Source organism: Pseudomonas sp. QL9 (genome assembly GCF_041409665.1).
Lineage (GTDB): Bacteria > Pseudomonadota > Gammaproteobacteria > Pseudomonadales > Pseudomonadaceae > Pseudomonas > Pseudomonas knackmussii.
The window spans coordinates 1,613,227-1,631,778 of record NZ_CP166971.1; the positions used below are offsets into that span (position 1 = coordinate 1,613,227).

Annotated in this window: 12 protein-coding genes; 2 read left to right on the forward strand and 10 right to left on the reverse strand. The window is 67.3% G+C overall.

Features of this window, described 5'->3' with window-relative positions; genetic code table 11:
• Positions 1–35 precede the first annotated feature (35 nt).
• From moaA to ACA097_RS07665, 8 genes are all read right to left on the reverse strand, one after another.
• On the reverse strand, positions 36–1,025 hold the full coding sequence (gene moaA / locus ACA097_RS07630; RefSeq protein WP_371369486.1) for a GTP 3',8-cyclase MoaA: 990 nt from the start codon (positions 1,023–1,025) through the stop codon (positions 36–38).
• Positions 1,026–1,027: 2 nt separating this feature from the next.
• The gene (locus tag ACA097_RS07635; RefSeq protein ID WP_371369488.1) at positions 1,028–1,846 is read right to left on the reverse strand and encodes a peptidylprolyl isomerase; all 819 of its coding nucleotides are present in this window, start codon (positions 1,844–1,846) and stop codon (positions 1,028–1,030) included.
• Between the two features lie 64 nt (positions 1,847–1,910).
• Positions 1,911–2,597 (reverse strand): respiratory nitrate reductase subunit gamma, encoded by a 687-nt coding sequence (gene narI, locus ACA097_RS07640; RefSeq protein WP_043249495.1) that lies wholly within the window; start codon positions 2,595–2,597, stop codon positions 1,911–1,913.
• A gap of 2 nt (positions 2,598–2,599) precedes the next feature.
• Positions 2,600–3,328, reverse strand: a complete 729-nt coding sequence (gene narJ, locus ACA097_RS07645) for a nitrate reductase molybdenum cofactor assembly chaperone (RefSeq protein WP_371369491.1) — start codon at positions 3,326–3,328, stop codon at positions 2,600–2,602.
• Between the two features lie 5 nt (positions 3,329–3,333).
• On the reverse strand, positions 3,334–4,869 hold the full coding sequence (gene narH, locus ACA097_RS07650; RefSeq protein WP_371369493.1) for a nitrate reductase subunit beta: 1,536 nt from the start codon (positions 4,867–4,869) through the stop codon (positions 3,334–3,336).
• 11 nt (positions 4,870–4,880) lie between these two features.
• Positions 4,881–8,660 (reverse strand): nitrate reductase subunit alpha, encoded by a 3,780-nt coding sequence (locus ACA097_RS07655; RefSeq protein ID WP_371369495.1) that lies wholly within the window; start codon positions 8,658–8,660, stop codon positions 4,881–4,883.
• A gap of 63 nt (positions 8,661–8,723) precedes the next feature.
• Positions 8,724–10,130, reverse strand: coding sequence for a NarK family nitrate/nitrite MFS transporter (locus ACA097_RS07660; RefSeq protein ID WP_371369497.1), 1,407 nt, complete (start codon positions 10,128–10,130; stop codon positions 8,724–8,726).
• 12 nt (positions 10,131–10,142) lie between these two features.
• Positions 10,143–11,432 carry a nitrate/nitrite transporter gene (locus ACA097_RS07665; RefSeq protein WP_371369499.1) on the reverse strand — a complete coding sequence of 430 codons (1,290 nt, stop codon included), beginning with the start codon at positions 11,430–11,432 and terminating at the stop codon, positions 10,143–10,145.
• A gap of 174 nt (positions 11,433–11,606) precedes the next feature.
• Here ACA097_RS07665 and ACA097_RS07670 point away from each other — a divergent pair, with 174 nt between their 5' ends.
• Both ACA097_RS07670 and narL read left to right on the forward strand, forming a co-directional pair.
• Positions 11,607–13,460, forward strand: coding sequence for a histidine kinase (locus ACA097_RS07670; RefSeq protein ID WP_371369501.1), 1,854 nt, complete (start codon positions 11,607–11,609; stop codon positions 13,458–13,460).
• Positions 13,457–14,110: a two-component system response regulator NarL gene (gene narL, locus ACA097_RS07675; RefSeq protein ID WP_371369503.1), complete on the forward strand. Its 654-nt coding sequence runs from the start codon at positions 13,457–13,459 to the stop codon at positions 14,108–14,110. The genes ACA097_RS07670 and narL overlap by 4 nt, the downstream gene beginning before the upstream one ends.
• Positions 14,111–14,185: 75 nt before the next feature.
• Here narL and ACA097_RS07680 read toward each other — a convergent pair whose 3' ends face one another.
• Positions 14,186–15,145: a hypothetical protein gene (locus tag ACA097_RS07680; RefSeq protein WP_371369505.1), complete on the reverse strand. Its 960-nt coding sequence runs from the start codon at positions 15,143–15,145 to the stop codon at positions 14,186–14,188.
• 41 nt (positions 15,146–15,186) lie between these two features.
• On the reverse strand, positions 15,187–18,549 hold the full coding sequence (locus ACA097_RS07685; protein WP_371369507.1) for an ImcF-related family protein: 3,363 nt from the start codon (positions 18,547–18,549) through the stop codon (positions 15,187–15,189).
• Positions 18,550–18,552: the final 3 nt, after the last annotated feature.

Sequence of the window (18,552 nt, forward strand, 5' to 3'; positions counted from 1 at the left end):
CGGGGAATACGCGGCGGGCTCGCCGCGCAGAGTGCTCAGCCGCCGCTGAGATTCATGAAGCGCAGCACCTGCACGCCGTCATTAACGCCGAACTCGTGCCCCGCCGGCTTGCGCTGCAGGGCCCCAAGGACGGCCGCGCGGAGGGGCTCGTCGTGCAGCGGATGGCGGCGCAGCAGGCCGCGCAGGTCCAGCGAATGCTCCTGGCCCAGGCACAGCAGCAGGCGTCCCTCGGCGGTCAGGCGCAGGCGGTTGCAGGTGGCGCAGAAGTTGTGGGAGTGCGGCGAGATGAAGCCGATCCGCGTGCCGGGATGGCCGGCTAGTCGCACGTAGCGCGCCGGACCGCCACTGTGCTCGGCGCTGTCCAGCAGCTCGTGGCGCTCGGCGATCAGCGCGCGCACCTCGTCGCTGGAGCAGAAGCGCTCCTGGCGCTCGCCGCCGACCGCGCCCAGGGGCATTTCCTCGATGAAGCTGATGTCCAGGCGGTTGGCGATGGCGAAATCGACTAGCGCCTGCACTTCGTCGGCATTGCGCCCCTTCATCACCACGCAGTTGAGCTTGATGCGCTCGAAGCCCGCCGCCTGCGCCGCCGCGATGCCTGCCAGCACCTGCTCGAGGCGGCCGGTGCGGGTGATGGCCTGGAAGCGCTTCGGGTCCAGGGTGTCCAGGCTGATGTTCAAGCGCGACAGGCCTGCCGCATGCAGGTCGCGCGCATAGCGGGCCAGTTGCGAGCCGTTGCTGGTCATGCACAACTCGCGCAGGCCCGGCAGCGCGGCGAGGCGCTCGCAGAGGCCGACGATGCCCGGCCGCACCAGCGGCTCGCCGCCGGTGAGGCGCAGCTTGCGTACCCCGCCTTCGACGAACAGCCTGGCCACGCGCTCGATCTCTTCGAGGGTCAGCACCTGCTGGCGCGGCAGGAAGCGAACGTCCTCGGCCATGCAGTAGACGCAGCGGAAGTCGCAGCGGTCGGTCAGCGAAAGGCGCAGGTAGTCGATCCGGCGCCCCTGGCCATCGATCCATTCGGCCATGGTCATTGCACCAGCGGCGAGTCCGCCACCGCAAAGGCGAAGCCCTCGATCCGCGCCTCGCCGGCCAGCACCGCGATGTATTGGCTCACCGCGCGCTGCAGCACCTGGGCGCGCAGGTAGGCGGCGATGCGCGGGTGGGCCTCTTCAAAGGCCAGCGGCTCCCCGCCCTCGCGGGCCAGCAGTTCCACCACATGCAGGCCGTAGCGGCTTTCCAGCGGATGAACCAGCAGACCCGGCGCCTCGCGCAACAGGCGCCTCTCGAACTCGGGGACGGTCTGGCCCGGCTCGATCCAGCCCAGCTCCCCGCCGTCGTCCTTCGACGGGCAGGCGGAGAAGCGCATGGCCTTCTCGGCGAAGCGCTCGGGGTGTTCGCGCAGTTCGGCGAGCAGCGCCTCGGCCTGCTCGCGCGCCTTTGCGCGGCCGTCCAGGTCATCCGGCGCGCAGGCCAGCAGGACGTGGCGCAGACGCATCCGCCACGGGCTCGCAAGACGCGCCGGGTTGGCGGCGTACCACTGCCGGCAGCTGGCTTCGTCCGCCTCCGGCACCTCGACTTCGCGCTCGATCAGGGTGCGGATGCGGGCCTCTTCGGCAACCTCGCCCTCCTCCGCTTCGGCGCCGATCGCCAGCGACTCGGCGCGTTGCAAGAGCAGCTGGCGCACCACCAGCGCCCGGGAGGCGGCGTGCAACGCTTCGCCCTGGCTGGCGGCGGGATGGTATTGCAGCTCACGGGCCAGTTCGTCCGCGGCGATGGCGACGCCGTTGACCGCGAGCGTCGGCAGGTCGACGTGCTCGACCCGCTGTTCGTAGTGGGAGCAACTCATCGGGATTTCCTCCGATTGGCGCATAAGCACTTCGTGCTTATGCGCCCTACGGTTTGGCGATTTCTCATGCCACGCGGCGCTTCTGGCGGACCACCTGGTAGCGCCGCCCGAAGTACCACACCGGGGCGCTGACGATGTGCACCAGCCGGGTGAAGGGGAACAGCACGAACAGGGTCAGGCCCAGGCCCACGTGCAGCTTGTAGACCAGCGATACCGGCGCGATGGCTTCGGCCGCCGCCAGCGGCTGCAGGGTCACGATGGACTGCGCCCAGTCGGCCAGCAGGACCATCACCGAACCATCGAGGTGGTGGGTGGAGGCGACTATGGTGGACAGGCCGAGGATCAGTTGCGCGTAGAGCACCAGCAGGATCATCAGGTCCGAGGCATTGCCGGTGGCGCGCACGCGGGCGTCGGTCAGGCGACGGAGGATCAGTCCGGTCAGGCCGATGAAGCAGAGCAGCCCGAAGAAGCCACCGGAAACCATCGCCAGCAGCTGCTTGTGCTCGGTGCTGATCACATGCTCGTAGACCGCGTGCGGGGTCAGCAGCCCGACGAAGTGGCCGGCGAGGATGAACAGCACGCCGATGTGGAACAGGTTGCTGTACACGCGCATGCCCTTCTTGCTCAGCATCTGGCTGGAGCCGGCCTTCCAGGTGTATTGCGCGAGGTCGAAGCGCGCCCAGCTGCCCACCAGGCAGACCAGCAGCGCGACATAGGGGTAGACCCCGAAGACGAGGGTGTTGAACGACATGATCAGGCTCCTTGGCCGGCCGCCCGGCGCGGCGGCACCGGCTGGGCGACCCATTGCAGGGGTTGTTCGAGGGCGGCGGACGGCCGCCGCACGCTGGAGGAGGGGCAACCGGCGGCGGGCTCGGTGAAGCTCACCGGGGTCTCCTCCCAGGCCTTGTCCAGGGCTTCCAGGCTGTCGTCGCGGGCCTCCTGCTCGCGGTCGCGCTGAAGGAGGGACAGGTCCGGGCGCTCGCCGGACAGCTCCAGCAGCGCGTGGAAGATCGCCGCGTAGGCGCTGCCCCGTTCGTCCAGGCGCGCCGCCAGCAGGGCGAGGATGTGCGCCACCTCGGCGAGGCCCGCGCGCGCCGCATCGGCGTCCTGCAGGGCGAGGAACTCCAGGTACAGCGGCAGGTAGTCCGGCAGCTCGTTGACGTCGATGGCCAGGCCCGCACGGGTATAGCGGTCCAGCAGGTCGACCATCGCCTGGCCACGGTCGCGGGACTCGCCGTGGACGTGCTCGAAGAGCAGCAGCGAGACCGAGCGGCCGCGTTCGAACAGACCGTCGTAGCGGGCCTGCACGTCCAGCAGGTCGCCCTGGCAGAGTTCGCCGAGCAGCGCGGCGAGACCGTCGCGCTGCGCTTCGGGGAGGTCCAGGGTGCGGATCAGCGCGTGCAGCGCCAGGCTTTCCTCGCGCAGTTCGCTGCGCGGGTAGTCCAGCAGCAGTGCACTGAGCTTCAGCAATGGGCTATGCATGGCGTTCACTCCTGAATCTGCACGGTCTGGATGACGTTCCGTTGGTCCACCGGCTTGCCGCCGAACAGGTTCACCCCGGAGTTGCCCGAACAGCCGTTGCCGAAGCTGAAACCGCAGCCGGAGCGTTCGGCGAAGGCATCCGACAGCGCTTCCTCGCGGTGCGCGGTGGGGATGACGAAGCGGTCCTCGTAGTTGGCGATTGCCAGGTAGCGGTACATCTCTTCCACCTGCGCCACTGACAGGCCGACCTGTTTCAGCACCTCCAGGTCCTGCTTGCCTTCCACGTGCTCGGCACGCTTGTAGGCGCGCATCGCCAGCAGCCGCTTGAGCGCCAGCAGCACCGGCTCGGTGTCGCCGGCGGTCAGCAGGTTGGCCAGGTACTGCACGGGGATGCGCAGGGACTCGACGTCGGGGATCACCCCGTCGCTGCCGATGTGGCCTTCGGCAGCGGCGTTCTGGATCGGCGACAGCGGCGGCACGTACCAGACCATCGGCAGCGTGCGGTATTCCGGGTGCAGCGGCAGCGCCAGCTTCCAGTCCATCGCCAGCTTGTACACCGGCGACTTCTGCGCGGACTCGATGACGCTGTCCGGCACGCCATCCTTGCGCGCCTGCTCGATCACCTTCGGGTCGAACGGGTCGAGGAAGATTTCCAGCTGCTTGCGGTACAGCTCGCGCTCGTCGGCGCAGCTGGCCACTTCATGGATGCGGTCCGCGTCGTAGAGCAGCACGCCGAGGTAACGGATACGCCCCACGCAGGTCTCCGAACAGACGGTCGGCTGGCCGGCCTCGATACGCGGGTAGCAGAAGATGCACTTCTCGGATTTGCCGCTCTTCCAGTTGAAGTAGATCTTCTTGTACGGGCAGCCGCTGATGCACATGCGCCAGCCGCGGCACTTGTCCTGGTCGATCAGGACGATGCCGTCCTCCTCGCGCTTGTAGATCGCGCCGCTCGGGCACGAGGCCACGCACGCCGGGTTCAGGCAGTGCTCGCACAGGCGCGGCAGGTACATCATGAAAGTGTTTTCGTACTCGCCGTAGATGTCCGCCTGCACCTGGTCGAAGTTCTTGTCCTTGCGCCGCTTGGCGAACTCGGTGCCGAGGATTTCCTCCCAGTTCGGGCCCCACTCGATCTTCTGCATGCGCTGGCCACTGACCAGCGAACGCGGGCGGGCGACCGGCTGGTGCTGCGCCTTGGGCGCGGTGTGCAGGTGCTGGTAGTCGAAGTCGAAGGGCTCGTAGTAGTCGTCGATCTCCGGCAGGTCGGGGTTGGCGAAGAGGTTCGCCAGCACCCGGAACTTGCCGCCGATGCGCGGGGTAATCGAGCCATCGGCGTTGCGCACCCAGCCGCCCTTCCACTTCTCCTGGTTCTCCCACTCCTTCGGGTAGCCGATGCCAGGCTTGGTCTCGACGTTGTTGAACCAGGCGTATTCCATGCCTTCGCGGCTGGTCCAGACGTTCTTGCAGGTGATCGAGCAGGTATGGCAACCGATGCACTTGTCGAGGTTCAGCACCATGCCGACTTGCGAACGAATTTTCATGGCGTCTCTCCTCAAATGTCCCGGGGCAGCGGCTGTGGCAGGGCGTCGCCGCCCAGGCCGCCGTGCTGCGGCTCGTCGAGCCAGTCGACCTTGTTCATCTTGCGCACCACCACGAACTCGTCGCGGTTGCAGCCGACGGTGCCGTAGTAGTTGAAGCCCCAGGCCTGCTGGGCGTAGCCGCCGATCATGTGGGTGGGCTTGAGCACCACGCGGGTCACCGAGTTGTGGTGGCCGCCGCGGGTGCCGGTGGTCTCGCTGCCGGGCACGTTCACGATGCGTTCCTGGGCGTGGTACATGAGCACCATGCCATCCTTCACCCGCTGGCTGACCACCGCGCGGCAGGTGGCGGCGCCGTTGGCGTTGAAGACCTCGACCCAGTCGTTGTCCTCGATCCCGGCGCGTTTGGCGTCATGCTCGCTGAGCCAGATGATCGGCCCGCCGCGCGAGAGGGTGAGCATCAGCAGGTTGTCGCTGTAGGTGGAGTGGATGCCCCACTTCTGGTGCGGGGTGATCCAGTTCAGGGTGATTTCCGGGTTGCCGTTGGGCTTCTTGCCGAACAGCTTGTCGGTGCTGCGGGTGTTCACCGGCGGCCGGTAGCTGACGAAGCCCTCGCCGAAGGCCTGCATCCAGGGGTGGTCCTGGTAGAACTGCTGGCGGCCGGTCAGGGTGCGCCACGGGATCATCTCGTGGACGTTCGTGTAGCAGGCGTTGTAGCTGACGTGCTCGTCTTCCAGGCCCGACCAGGTGGGGCTGGAGATGATCTTGCGCGGCTGCGCCTGGACGTCGCGGAAGCGGATCTTCTCCTCCTCCTTGGGCAGCGCCAGGTGCGCGTGCTCGCGGCCGGTGATCTTCGCCAGCGCGTCCCAGGCCTTCACCGCGACCTGGCCGTTGGTTTCCGGGGCCAGGGCGAGGATGACCTCGGCGGCGTCGATGGCGCTTTCGATGCGCGGGCGCCCTTCACTGATGCCCGGTTCGGTGACGCGGTGATTGAGCTCGCCGAGCAGCTTCACTTCCTTCTCGGTGTTCCAGCCGATGCCCTTGCCGCCATTGCCGAGCTTGTCCAGCAACGGGCCGAGGGAGGTGAACTTGCGGTAGGTGTTCGGATAATCGCGCTCGACCACATGCAGCGTCGGCATTGTCTTGCCGGGCATGGGCTCGCACTCGCCCTTCTTCCAGTCGCTGCCGCCGAAGGGCTGCGCCAGTTCATTCGCGGTGTCGTGCAGCAGCGGCACCGTCACCAGGTCCTGCTCCACGCCCAGGTGGCCGACGGCGACTTCGGAGAACTTCTTCGCGATGGCCTTGTAGATCTCCCAGTCGCTCTTCGCCTCCCACGCCGGATCGGTCGCAGCCGACAGCGGGTGGATGAAGGGGTGCATGTCGGAGGTGTTGAGGTCGTCCTTCTCGTACCAGGTGGCTGTGGGCAGGACGATGTCCGAGTACATGCAGGTGGACGACATGCGGAAGTCCAGGGTGGTGACCAGGTCGAGCTTGCCCTCGGCGCCCTGCTCCACCCAGTCGGCCTCGGTCGGGCGCGGGCCGCCGGCCTTGCCGAGGTCGTCGTTCATCACGCCGTTCTTCGCGCCGAGCAGGTACTTGAGCATGTATTCGTGGCCCTTGCCCGAGCTGCCCAGCAGGTTGGAACGCCAGACGAACAGGTTGCGCGGGAAGTTCTGCGGGTCGTCCGGCGACTCGCTGGCGAAACGCAGGTTGCCGGCCTTGAGCTCGCGTACCACGTAGTCCTGCACCGGCAGCCCGGCCTCCGCGGCATCGGCGGCGATGCGCAGCGGGTTGCGGTCGAGTTGCGGCGCTGACGGCAGCCAGCCCATGCGTTCGGCGCGGATGTTGTAGTCCAGCGCGTGCTCGGGGAATGCCTTGCTGTCGGCCAGTGGCGAGAGCACTTCGTGCATCGACAGCTTTTCGTGCCGCCACTGCGAGCTGTGCAGGTAGAAGAAGCTGGTGCCGTTCATCTGCCGCGGCGGACGGCTCCAGTCGGTGCCGAAGGCCAGCGGCACCCAGCCGGTCTGCGGGCGCAGTTTCTCCTGGCCGACGTAATGCGCCCAGCCGCCGCCGCTCTGGCCGATGCAGCCGCACATCATCAGCATGTTGATGACCGCGCGGTAGTTCATGTCCATGTGGTACCAGTGGTTCATCGCGGCGCCGATGATCACCATGGCCTTGCCGTGGGTCTTGGCCGCGCTGTCGGCGAACTCGCGGGCCACCTGGATGGCGCGCGCCGCCGGCACGCCGGTGATGCGTTCCTGCCAGGCCGGGGTGTAGGGGGTATCGGCATCGTCGAAACCACGGGCCACGTTGGCGCCGCCCAGGCCGCGGTCGAGGCTGTAGTTGGCCATCTGCAGGTCGTAGACGGTGGCCACGCGCAGCACCTTGCCGTCGGCCCCGGTGAATTCGCGGAAGGGCACGCGGCGCAGCAGCACCTCGTCGTTGGCCACGCCCTGGAAGTGCGGGTGCTCCTGCCCGGCGAAGTAGGGGAAGGCGACGTCGCAGGCCTTTTCCGGGCCGTCGATCAGGGTCAGCGCCAGGCTCGTGTCACGCTGGGCACCGCCCTCCTTCTCCTCGATGTTCCATTTGCCCGACTCGCCCCAGCGGTAACCGATGGCGCCGGTGGGCGAGACGAGCTCGCCGCTGGTTTCGTCCAGGGCGATGGTCTTCCATTCGGGGTTGTTGTCCTGGCCGAGGTTGTTCGCCAGGTCAGCCGCGCGCAGGTAGCGGGTCGGCTTGTAGGCGCCCTCGGCGTGCGGCTCCAGCAGCACCAGCATCGGCATGTCGGTGTACTGGCGGCAGTAGTCGACGAAGTAGGCGCGCGGCTGGTCGAGGTGGAATTCACGCAGGATCACATGCCCGAAGGCCATGCCCAGCGCGGCGTCGGTGCCCTGCTTGGGGTTGAGCCAGAGGTCGGTGAGCTTGGCCACCTCGGCGTAGTCCGGGGTGACGGCGACGGTCTTGGTGCCCTTGTAGCGGACCTCGGTGAAGAAGTGCGCATCCGGGGTGCGGGTCTGCGGGACGTTGGAACCCCAGGCGATGATGTAGCTGGAGTTGTACCAATCGGCAGACTCCGGCACGTCGGTCTGCTCGCCCCAGACCTGGGGCGACGCGGGAGGCAGGTCGCAGTACCAGTCGTAGAAGGACAGACACACGCCGCCGATCAGCGACAGGTAACGCGCCCCGGCGGCGTAACTGACCATGGACATGGCCGGGATCGGCGAGAAGCCGATGACCCGGTCCGGGCCGTAGGTCTTGGCCGTGTAGACGTTGGCCGCGGCGATGATCTCGGTGACCTCGTCCCAGCTGGAGCGCACGAAGCCGCCCAGGCCGCGCTCGCTCTTGTAGCTCCTGGCCTTGGCGGCGTCCTCGACGATGCTCGCCCAGGCATTCACCGGATCGCCATGCTCGGCGCGCGCCTCGCGCCACAGCTTGAGCAGCGGCTTGCGCACCTTCGGGTACTTGAGGCGGTTGGCGCTGTAGATGTACCAGGAGTAGCTGGCCCCGCGCGGGCAGCCGCGCGGTTCGTGGTTGGGCAGGTCCGGGCGGGTGCGCGGGTAGTCGGTCTGCTGGGTCTCCCAGGTGATCAGGCCGTTCTTCACGTAGATCTTCCACGAGCAGGAGCCCGTGCAGTTCACGCCATGGGTGGAGCGCACGATCTTGTCGTGCTGCCAGCGCTGCCGGTAGCCGTTCTCCCAGGCGCGGCTCTCGTTGCTGACCTCGCCATGGCCGTCGGCGAATTCACCCTGCTTCTTCTTGAAGAACTGCAGGCGGTCGAGCAGGTAACTCATCTGTATCTCCTCACCCGGTCTGCGCCGGGCGTTCAATCGCTAATCAGGCTCTTGGAACGAGGCTCAGCAGGGGTTCCGGGCACCCTTGCGCGCGTAGAACCACCAGGTCACGGCAATGCAACTGACGTAGTACGCGACGAATACATAGAGGGCGCCCTCGGCACTGCCGGTCATGGCCAGCGAGGTGCCGAACGCCTTGGGAATGAAGAAGCCGCCGAAGGCGCCGACCGCGGCGGAGAAGCCGATCACCGCCGCCGACTCCATGCTCGCGCCCTTGGCCGCCTGGGCCTCGCTGGCAGCGCCACGGCGCAGGCGTGCGGCCCACTCGTTGCGGAAGATCACCGGGATCATGCGGAAGGTGGAGCCGTTGCCGATGCCGGCGAAGAAGAACAGGGCGATGAAGGCGCCGAGGAAGCCGAAGAAACTGCCCGCCCCCTCCGCGCCCGGCAGGAAGGCGATCACCGCGAACACGCCGGCGATCATCGCCAGGTAGTTCCACAGGGTGATGCGCGCACCGCCGAACTTGTCCGCCAGCCAGCCGCCCAACGGCCGGCTGAGGGCGCCGACCAGCGGACCGAGGAAGGCGTACTGCAGCGGGTTGATGTCGGGGAACTGGGTCTTGCTGAGCATGGCGAAGCCGGCCGAGAAGCCGATGAAGGAGCCGAAGGTGGCCACGTAGAGCCAGCACATCAGCCAGTTGTGCTGGCGCTTGAAGATCACCGACTGCTCGCGGAACGAGGCCCGCGCGTCGGCGATGTCGTGCATGCCGAACCAGGCGGCGATGGCGACCACGGCGATGAAGGGCACCCAGATCCAGCCGGCGTTCTGCAGCCACAGGCGACCACCGTCGGAGAGCGCCTGCGGCTCGCCGCCGAAGGTGCCGAACAGGCCGGCGGTGACCGCGAGTGGCACAGCGAACTGCATGACCGAGACGCCCAGGTTGCCCAGCCCGGCGTTCAGCCCGAGGGCCGTGCCCTGCTGGCTCTTGGGATAGAAGAAGCTGATGTTGGCCATGCTGGAGGCGAAGTTGCCGCCGCCGAAGCCGCACAGCAGGGCGATGCAGGCGAACACCCAGTACGGCGTCTGCGCATCCTGCACGGCGAAGCCCAGCCAGAGGCAGGGGACCAGCAGCGAGGCGGTGGACAGCGCGGTCCAGCGGCGGCCACCGACGATCGGCACCATGAACGAATAGAACACCCGCAGCGTGGCGCCGGAGATCGACGGCAGCGCGGCGAGCAGGAACAACTGGTCGTTGCTGAAGGCGAAGCCAGCGGCGTTCAGGCGCACGGTCACCGTGCTCCAGATCATCCACACGGCGAAGGCCAGGAGCAGCGCGGGAATGGATATCCACAGGTTCCGCGCGGCGATGCGCTTGCCGCTGCGCGCCCAGAACTCGGGGTCCTCCGGACGCCAGTCGAGCAGCAGGGGGCCGCGCGCGGCCTTGAGTTGGGAATCGGCGATCATGCCCATGGCGGCAGTCCCTCAGGGTTGGCTGGAAACGACGGACACGGCGTCGACGTCGGCCACCCGGGCCCGGCCGTCGAGACGCCGCTGCTGCTTGATCGCGTAGTGCATCCAGACCATGCAGATCACGGTCAGGCCGAACAGCAGCATGAAACAGGAGGAGCGCACGCCGACGCGGTCGGCGGCGTAGCCGAAGAGGATCGGCAGGCAGAAGCCGCCCAGGCCGCCGATGACCCCGACCATGCCGCCGACGGTGCCCATGTTCTGCGGGTAGTAGTCGTGGATGATCCGGTACACGCTGGCCTTGCCGAAGCCCTGGGCGATGCCGACGACGAACACCAGGAAGGTGAAGAGCCAGACGTTCAGGCCGATGCCGAGGCTCAGGTCGCCACGGATGCCGTGGATGGTCATGGTGGTCTGCGGGTAGGAGAGGAAGAACAGGCAGACCAGGCACACCCAGAACACGCCCCAGTTCACCGCGCGGGCGCCGTAGCTGTCGCTGAACCAGCCACCGAGGGCGCGTACCAGCCCTGACGGCAGGGTAAAGAGCATGGTGATGAAGGACGCGGTCTTCAGGTCCAGGCCGTACTCGGCGATGTAGTACCGGGGCAGCCACAGGGCCAGGGCGACGAAGCCGCCGAAGACGAAGAAGTAGTACAGGCCGAAGCGCCACACGCGCAGCTCGCCCAGCGGCGCCAGCTGTTGCTTCAGGCTGCGCCGGGCCAGCCCCGCCGCGCCGGCGTGGGCCGGGTCACTCCAGGTGCAGCACCAGAACAGCAGCGCCATCGCCAGCATGGCCAGCGAGTAGACCTGCGGCACCATGCGCCAGCCGAAGCCGACCACGATCAGCGGCGCCACCAGGTTGGTGATCGCCGCGCCGGCGTTGCCGGCGCCGAAGATGCCCATGGCGGTGCCCTGGCGCGCTTTCTCGAACCAGGCCGAGGTGTAGGCGATGCCCACGGCGAAGGAGCCGCCGGCCAGGCCGACGAACAGGCCCAGCGCCAGGTAGTGCCAGTACTGGCTGGCGAAGGCCAGGCCGTAGATCGGGATGGCCACCAGCAGCATGTGGACGAAGAACACGATGCGCCCGCCGAAGCGGTCGGTCAGCAGGCCCAGCGGCAGTCGCGCGAGCGAGCCGGTGAGGATCGGCAGGGCGACCAGGAAACCGAACTGCGCCTCGGACAGCCCCAGCTCCTCCTTGATGCGGATGCCGATGATGGAAAACATCGTCCACACCGCGAAGTTCATGGCGAATGCCAGGGTGCTCATGCCGAGCACGCTGAACTGTTTCTGTCGATGCGAAGCCATGGCCGACGCTCCTTTGCCCAAAGCCGTTGGCCGCACCTTAGGAAGCGTCAGCCTCCGCTCTCTTGACCGCGATCAATGAGCCGAAGGCGCGTTCATGCGCTGATGGTCGCCGGTACCTCCATCGAGGTATTCACCCAAAAAACACACAAGCCATTGTTAATTAAGACTTTTTAAATGAATCCCGGCCAAGCTTCGGACACTCTCGCGCAGGAGCGGATCTTTGGAGGTAGTGACGCGCCGAAACGCCAGACGCTGCGCCAGTCCATCGTCCTGCGCTTTGGTTGCTACCTCACGCTGCTGGTGTCGCTGGCGCTGATCGGCATGTTCAGCGCCCTGCTGTTCGCCGACTACGCCCACCAGGACGCCGCGGTGATCAACCAGGCCGGCTCGCTGCGCATGCTCACCTATCGCCTGGCCCTGGAGCCGAGCGAAAGCGGCCGCCAGGCGCTGCACCGGACCCTGGCTGCGCGCCTGGAAAGCAGCGAAGTCGGCCACCTGCTGCAACGCACGGGAGCGGATGACCCGCTGCGCCGGCAACATGCCCAGTTGCGCCGGGAGCTGGCCAGCCTGGACGGTACCGGAACGCCGGCGCTGGATACCCTCGACGCCTTCGTCGGCCATATCGATGCCTTCGTCGGCACCCTGCAGCACAACGCCGAACAGCGCTCGCAGATGCTCAGCACGGTGCAGGGCCTGTGCCTGTTCCTCAGCCTGCTGCTGGTCTTCGTCACGCTCTACGACCTCAGCTACCACGTGGTCGGCCCGCTGCGCGAGCTCACCGGCATCGCCCGCCGCCTGGGACGCGGCGAGCTGGATGCGCGGGTCGGCTACAGCGGCGAGGATGAGCTGAGCCAACTGGGCGAGCGCTTCAATCGCATGGCCGAGGAACTGCAGGGCATGTACGGCGACCTGGAGGCGCGGGTGGCGGACAAGACCCGCGCCCTCTCCCACAGCCACCAGCGCCTCGAACTGCTTTATGCCTGCGCCCGCCGACTCGGTCAGGACCCGTACGATCCGCGCAGCCTGCATCCGCTGCTGGACCAGCTGGAACAGGTGCTCCAGGCCGGACGGGTGACCCTGTGCCTGAACAAGGACGGCGCCGAGCGCGCCTATCGCTCGCTGACCACCGGCACGACGCCGCCAGCCTTCTGCCAACCGGGGGCCTGCGCCGAGTGTCGCAGCCAGGCCTGCGGCGAAAGTCCGGGCGCGATGTTGCGGCTGCCGCTGGCCAGCGGCGGGCACCACTTCGGCGAGCTCTTCGTCGAGCTGCCCGACAGCCATCCGGCCCCCTGGCAGCGGCAGTTCGTCGAGGCCTTCTGCGACACCCTCGCGCGTAGCTTCGCCCTGCCGCTGCAGCGCGAACAGGAGAGCCGCCTGGCGCTGTTCGCCGAGCGCGGCACCATCGCCCGCGAACTGCATGACTCGCTGGCGCAGGCGCTGTCGTACCTGAAGATCCAGGTCAGCCGGCTGGGCACGCAGCTCAAGCGTGACGCGCCGGCGGAGAAGATCGACGCGACCCTGGAAGAACTGCGCGAAGGGCTCAACGCCGCCTACCGCCAACTGCGCGAGCTGCTCACCACCTTCCGCCTGAGCCTGGAGCAGGCCAGCCTGGAAGCCGCCCTGGCGAAGACGGTGGAGGAGTTCGCCGAGCGCGGCGGGCTGGCCATCGAACTGGACAATCGCCTGGCCCACGTGCCGCTCGACCCCAACGAGGAAATCCACATCCTGCAGATCGTCCGCGAGGCCCTTTCCAACGTGTTGCGTCACGCGCAGGCCACGCAGGCACGGGTCGCCCTGGGCGAGATCGGCGCGGGGCTCGTGGAAGTCTGCGTCGAGGACGACGGCGTTGGCTTTGATCCAGCGCAGAGCCGAGGCGGGCATTACGGCCTTAGCATCATGCGCGAACGCAGCCAGACCCTCGGCGCCCGCTTCGAGATTGCCTCTCGCTCGCCGCGCGGCACCCGGGTGAGCCTGCAGTTCCGTCCACATCCCCTTTCCGACTCGCCATCCCAGGAGCCCACGCCATGATGCCCAGCAGCCCCGCCGAGCAAGCCCGCATCCTGCTGGTCGACGACCATCCGATGATGCGCCGCGGCGTGACCCAGTTGCTGGAGTTCGAGGACGACCTCTGCGTGATCGGCGAGGCCGGCGACGGCGAAGAGGCGCTGCGGCTGTCCGCCGAACTGGACCCGGACATGATCCTGCTCGACCTCAACATGAAGGGCATGAACGGCCTGCAGACCCTCCGCGCACTGCGCGAGCGCGGCGTGGATGCGCGCATCGTGGTGTTCACAGTCTCCGACGATCGCGGCGACGTGCTGAGCGTGCTGCGCGCCGGCGCCGACGGCTACCTGCTCAAGGACATGGAGCCCGAACGCCTGCTCGAACACATCCGCCAGGCCGCCACCGGGCAGCTCAGCGTCAGCCCGCAACTGGCCCAGGTACTGGCCCAGGCCCTGCGCGGCGGCGACCAGCCAAGGCGGATCGACGAACTGACCGAGCGCGAGCGGCAGATCCTGCGCCAGCTGGCCCAGGGCTACAGCAACAAGATGATCGCGCGCAAGCTGGACATCACCGAGGGCACGGTGAAGGTCCACGTCAAGCGCGTGCTGCACAAGCTGGGCATGCGCTCGCGGGTCGAGGCCGCCGTGTGGGCGGTGGAAAATCAATTGGTCTGAGGGCAATCAGAGCGGTTGCGCCAGGGGGCGACAGCGAGCGGGGAAAGGACTCGCCGACCATGCCCCTCAATGCTGTCAATCGCTATTCGTATGCTTCTGATACCGCCGCCAGGCGGCTGATCCTGGCTTGGTGCGCGCCATGTTGTAGCAGGTCGGGCACCAACTGCCGCGCCGAACGGTGTTGAGCGTGGTGTACCAGGAATGCCCCCGCGAGCAGAGCCAGCGGTACTTGCTTTTGACGCCCCGGTAGGTCCGCGACAGGCACTTTCCTCCCTGCGCACGCGCCGCTTCGTGCAAGGCGCGGGCGTCGAGCCTGGAGGACCGTGGAATGCAGGTGGGACACCAGGCACCTCGCTGCACACTTCGATAGGTCGCCTGCCAGGTATGCCCCTCGGCGCAGCTCCAGGCATACCGGGTGTGAGTGTTGCGATATTCGTCCGACAGAAACCGACCACCGCGCTTCTGCGCAGCCCGCTGCACCTCTTCAATGTCTCGCCGCTTCTCGTCGTGCCCGCACTGGCGGCACCAGGTGCCTTGGCCGAGCACGTGGGTAGCGACCGCTTCCCATATGTGGCCCTGCGCACAGCGGAAGCGATGCTTGCGATCAACCCCGAGATAGATGGGCGATAGGCACTCCCCTCCCTTGGACTCGGCAGAGGCCTGCAAGCGCTGCAAACCGTCGGGGTCGCGCCGTCGCATGCCATAGGCAGCTCTCGAGCAATGCGGGCAGCTGGCGTTTCGCAAGGCGAAGGGGTAAGTCCGTTCCCATTCATGGCTCGGATGGCTCAGGCACCGAAAACGATAGTGGTGCTGCCGCCCCAGCCACAGCGCCTCCATGCACTGGCTGCCGTCTTGCGCCGCCTTCTGCTGCAAGCGCTGCATCTTCTCGGCCTCCCGGCACCAGCGACAGCCGTGGAGTACGGGCAAACCACTGGCCTTGCAGGCAATGACATGCCCTTGCGGGCATTGGAAGCGATAGACCGCATGGCGGGTCTGCCAGACTTCGTCCAGGCAGGTGAAGCGCAGCCTATCCATCTCACGCCGGGTCGCAGGGGGACATCCGAACATCGGCATTCCTACTCGTACTCGTCCATCTCATCCGTGGCACTCGCCACTGTCTGGAAAATCCGCTCCGGCAGTTTGAAGCCGCGCAGCTGCAGCAGCGTCAGCGGCCCCTGGCCCAGCTCGGTGCGCAAATGCCAGGTCAGCGGCAGGCCATCCGCGGCTTTCAGCACCAGTTGGAAGCGCGTGTCGCTGTCGTCCAGCGCCGTGACCTGGGCCTGTTCCAGCAGGCGGATCAGCCCCCAGGTGCCGGAATAATCGCCGTATAGCCGCGCCCCGGTGCGCACGCTGGTCCAGCTCAGCGAGGCGCCGGGATGATCGATGCGGCTCGGCCAGCTGAACGACTGCCAGAACTCCATCTGGTTGAAGTACTCCAGGCGCTCGCCGTCGACGATCAACGTGGTCTGCACCACGTCGCGCACCGGCTTGGCCTGCAGCTGGAAGGTCAGGCCCATGCCGCCGTCGGTATAGAGCAGGTCGGCCAGGGCGCTGAGCTCGTTGATCGCCTTGAGAAACGCCGGATCGAAGTGCAGCCCCTGGCTGTTGCCGGCATCCGCCACCCAACGGCTGCCCTCCTTGCGCAGCACGCCGCCCAACTGGCCGGCGAGGAATTGCTCGATGCGTCCGCTACCGCCGCGGATCATCTGCCCGAGCATGGGCAGCGAGGCGTCGCTGCCGCTGCCAGCGAAGGGATAGCGGCCGTCGAACGCGCGATTCCAGTTGCTGATGATGGAGCGCTGCCACTGCCGATTCAGGCTCTGCGCCGAGGGCTGCAGCACGCCTTCCCAGGCCTGGGCCAGCGGCTGCACGAACAGGCTCTGGCCGAAGCCGCTCCACTCCTCGCCGAGGCTGGCAGCGAGCAGGCTGCCGTAGTCGCGGGTGTCGGTGAGGTCGACGCTCTTGCCCTGGAATACCGTCTGCGCGAGCGCTTGAGTCATCGCCTGCGGATCGGCGGCGTTGATCACCTGCTGCAGCTTCAGGCGCACGCGGGTCACGCGGGTCAGGAAGGCTTGCAGGCTCAGGCTGTCATCGTTGCTGGTGGCGCCCTCCTCCTTGCCGAGCAAGGCCAGCAGCGGGCCGAAGGTGGCGTCCAAGGGACCGTGCAGGCCGAGGGCGCGTTGATCGATCACCGGCTGCTTATCCTTGTCGAGCAGTTGCTGCGCCGACTTCATCAGCGAATCGGCCAGCGCCTGGCCCTGGGCACCGGTGCGGCCCTGGTAGGCCAGGGTGTTCATCAGCGCGATCAGCGGTGACTGGCGCACGTCACTCATCAGGCTGAGCTGGTCGATGACCTCGGGCAGGTTGTCTGCCCGCCGCCAGCGCAGGCTGTTGAGGAAGGCCAGCCAGGAGTCGGCGAACTCCTGGAAGTAGCGCTCGGTCAGCTGCGCCTTTAGCGCTTCGGGCTTCAGCTCATCGGCGACCTTGTTCTGCCGGTCGCTGAGCACCCAGTCGATCTCCTCGCGACGCGCCTCGGCGATCTCGTCAATGGCAGCCCGCACATGCCCTTCCCAGGCTTGACGAGTGAAGGCGCCGGGCACGCTGTTGGGCGTATCGAACAGCGCCTGCGCATCGATTTCGCCGACCATCTGCAGCAGGTTCAGGTCCGCGTAGTTGTTGCCCGCCCCCTCCAGCATCTTCTCGTACAGGCTGGCCACGCCGTTGCGTTGGCCCAACTGCCCGAGCAGCACCTGGCGCGCCTGCGCCACCACCTTGGAATCGGCCTGGATACGCCAGTCGGGGTGGCTTTGCAGGTGTTCGGTGTAGAAGGCCCAGAGGCTTGGCGACAGGCCCTGCCAGAGGCCGGGCTTGATGCCGGGTCGGTCGGCTTCGAGGCTGTGCAGCGCCTTGGTCAGGAAGGCGGCATCGACCTTTTCCGGACGCGCCAGCATCAGGTAGGCCTTGAGTTGGTCATGGCCTTCAACGGCGCGCGCGGCGCGCTCGGGGCTGCCCGGGGGCAGCGCGGCCAGGTCGGTCAGTTGGCGTTCGAGATGGGCTTTGGCGCTATCGCGCAGCAAGCGATTGTTGGCTTCGGTGTAAGCGGGCCAGAGCGCGGTTTGGAGTGCATCGTTCTGGCTCAGGCCAAAGCGCAGGAACCAGGGCACGCCCTGCTGCGCCTGGTAATCCAGCCGGCCGAGCTCGCGGGTCAGCTCATGCAGGGCGGATATCTGACTATCCAGGTCGCCCGGTTGCCGCAACACGCTCAGCGCCGCCTGCGCATCAGCGATCTGGCTGCGGTTGTTGGCGAACGACAGCAACAGGCCCAGGGCCCACAGGGCCGCCAGACCGAGCACCAGGCAATACGTCAGGCGCGGCACGGACCAGCCCAACCGACGGCCACGGCTCGCGCGGTCGTCCAGCACACCCTGCCAGCCCGCATCCGGCCACCAGGCATTTTTCAGCAACCCATCAGGAGACTTCTGCGGCAGACCAAACAGCAGGCCGCGCAGCGGCAGGCGGCGGTTGGAATCGGTCAGGAAGGGTTGCAGCGCCTCGCGCCACTTGGCGATGCCCCCGCCATCCAACTGGAAGCCCAGGCGCACGAGGAAATCGTGCGACTCCTCCTCGACCAGTTGTCCCATGCCCCGCTGGCGCAAGGGATCGAGCAGTTCGCGCAGCTTCGCTTCGACGTCCGCCACCGTCGCTCGCGAAGGGAGTAAGCAACCGACTGGCTGCGCCTTGCGCCCGGTCTGCTCCCAGCCGCTGGCACAGACCTGCCAGAGGTACAGCGGCGCTTGCCAGCGCAGCGAGCTGGCCAACTCACGCAGTCGGATCACGCCCGTGCCCAGCGTGGCCACATCGTCACGTTGTGTCTCATTCAGCGCCCAGACGATGCCGTCCAGCGGCCGCCAGCGGCGCAGGCCCTTCAGCAACGCCAGGGTTGGCGCATCCAGCTCGCCGGCCAGGCTGCCGCCCCAGAGCAGCACGGTGCCCTGACCTTCCAGCCACTTGTCCTGGCTCAGGCCGGGGGTGATGGCGTCGAGCTCTGCCGGCTGGCCGACGACCATGAGCAGGCGGACTTTGAAGCACCAGAAGAGGCCGTAATGGTCGCGCAGATGCCGACGCACTGCTGGCAGGTCGGCCGGACTCTCATGGTCTGTCAAGGATGCACGGGGTGCTGGGCCGGGTAGGTCGTCGTCCGCCTGTTGCTCATAGGGAGCCCGCCCAAACTTGCGCCCCGTCATCCAATAGCCCCCCAGCAAGATCATCAGCAACAGATTGAATCCGCCTGCCGCCAGCAACCCGTTCCGCTGGATATCGCTGCCCGGGCGAACGCCCAGCAGTTCGGGCCGCCACCAGAGCAACAGGGCCGCGGCAGCAGCAACGCAGACCACCAGCCCAACCAGCACCCCCACACCTACATAACGACGACGGTCCATAGG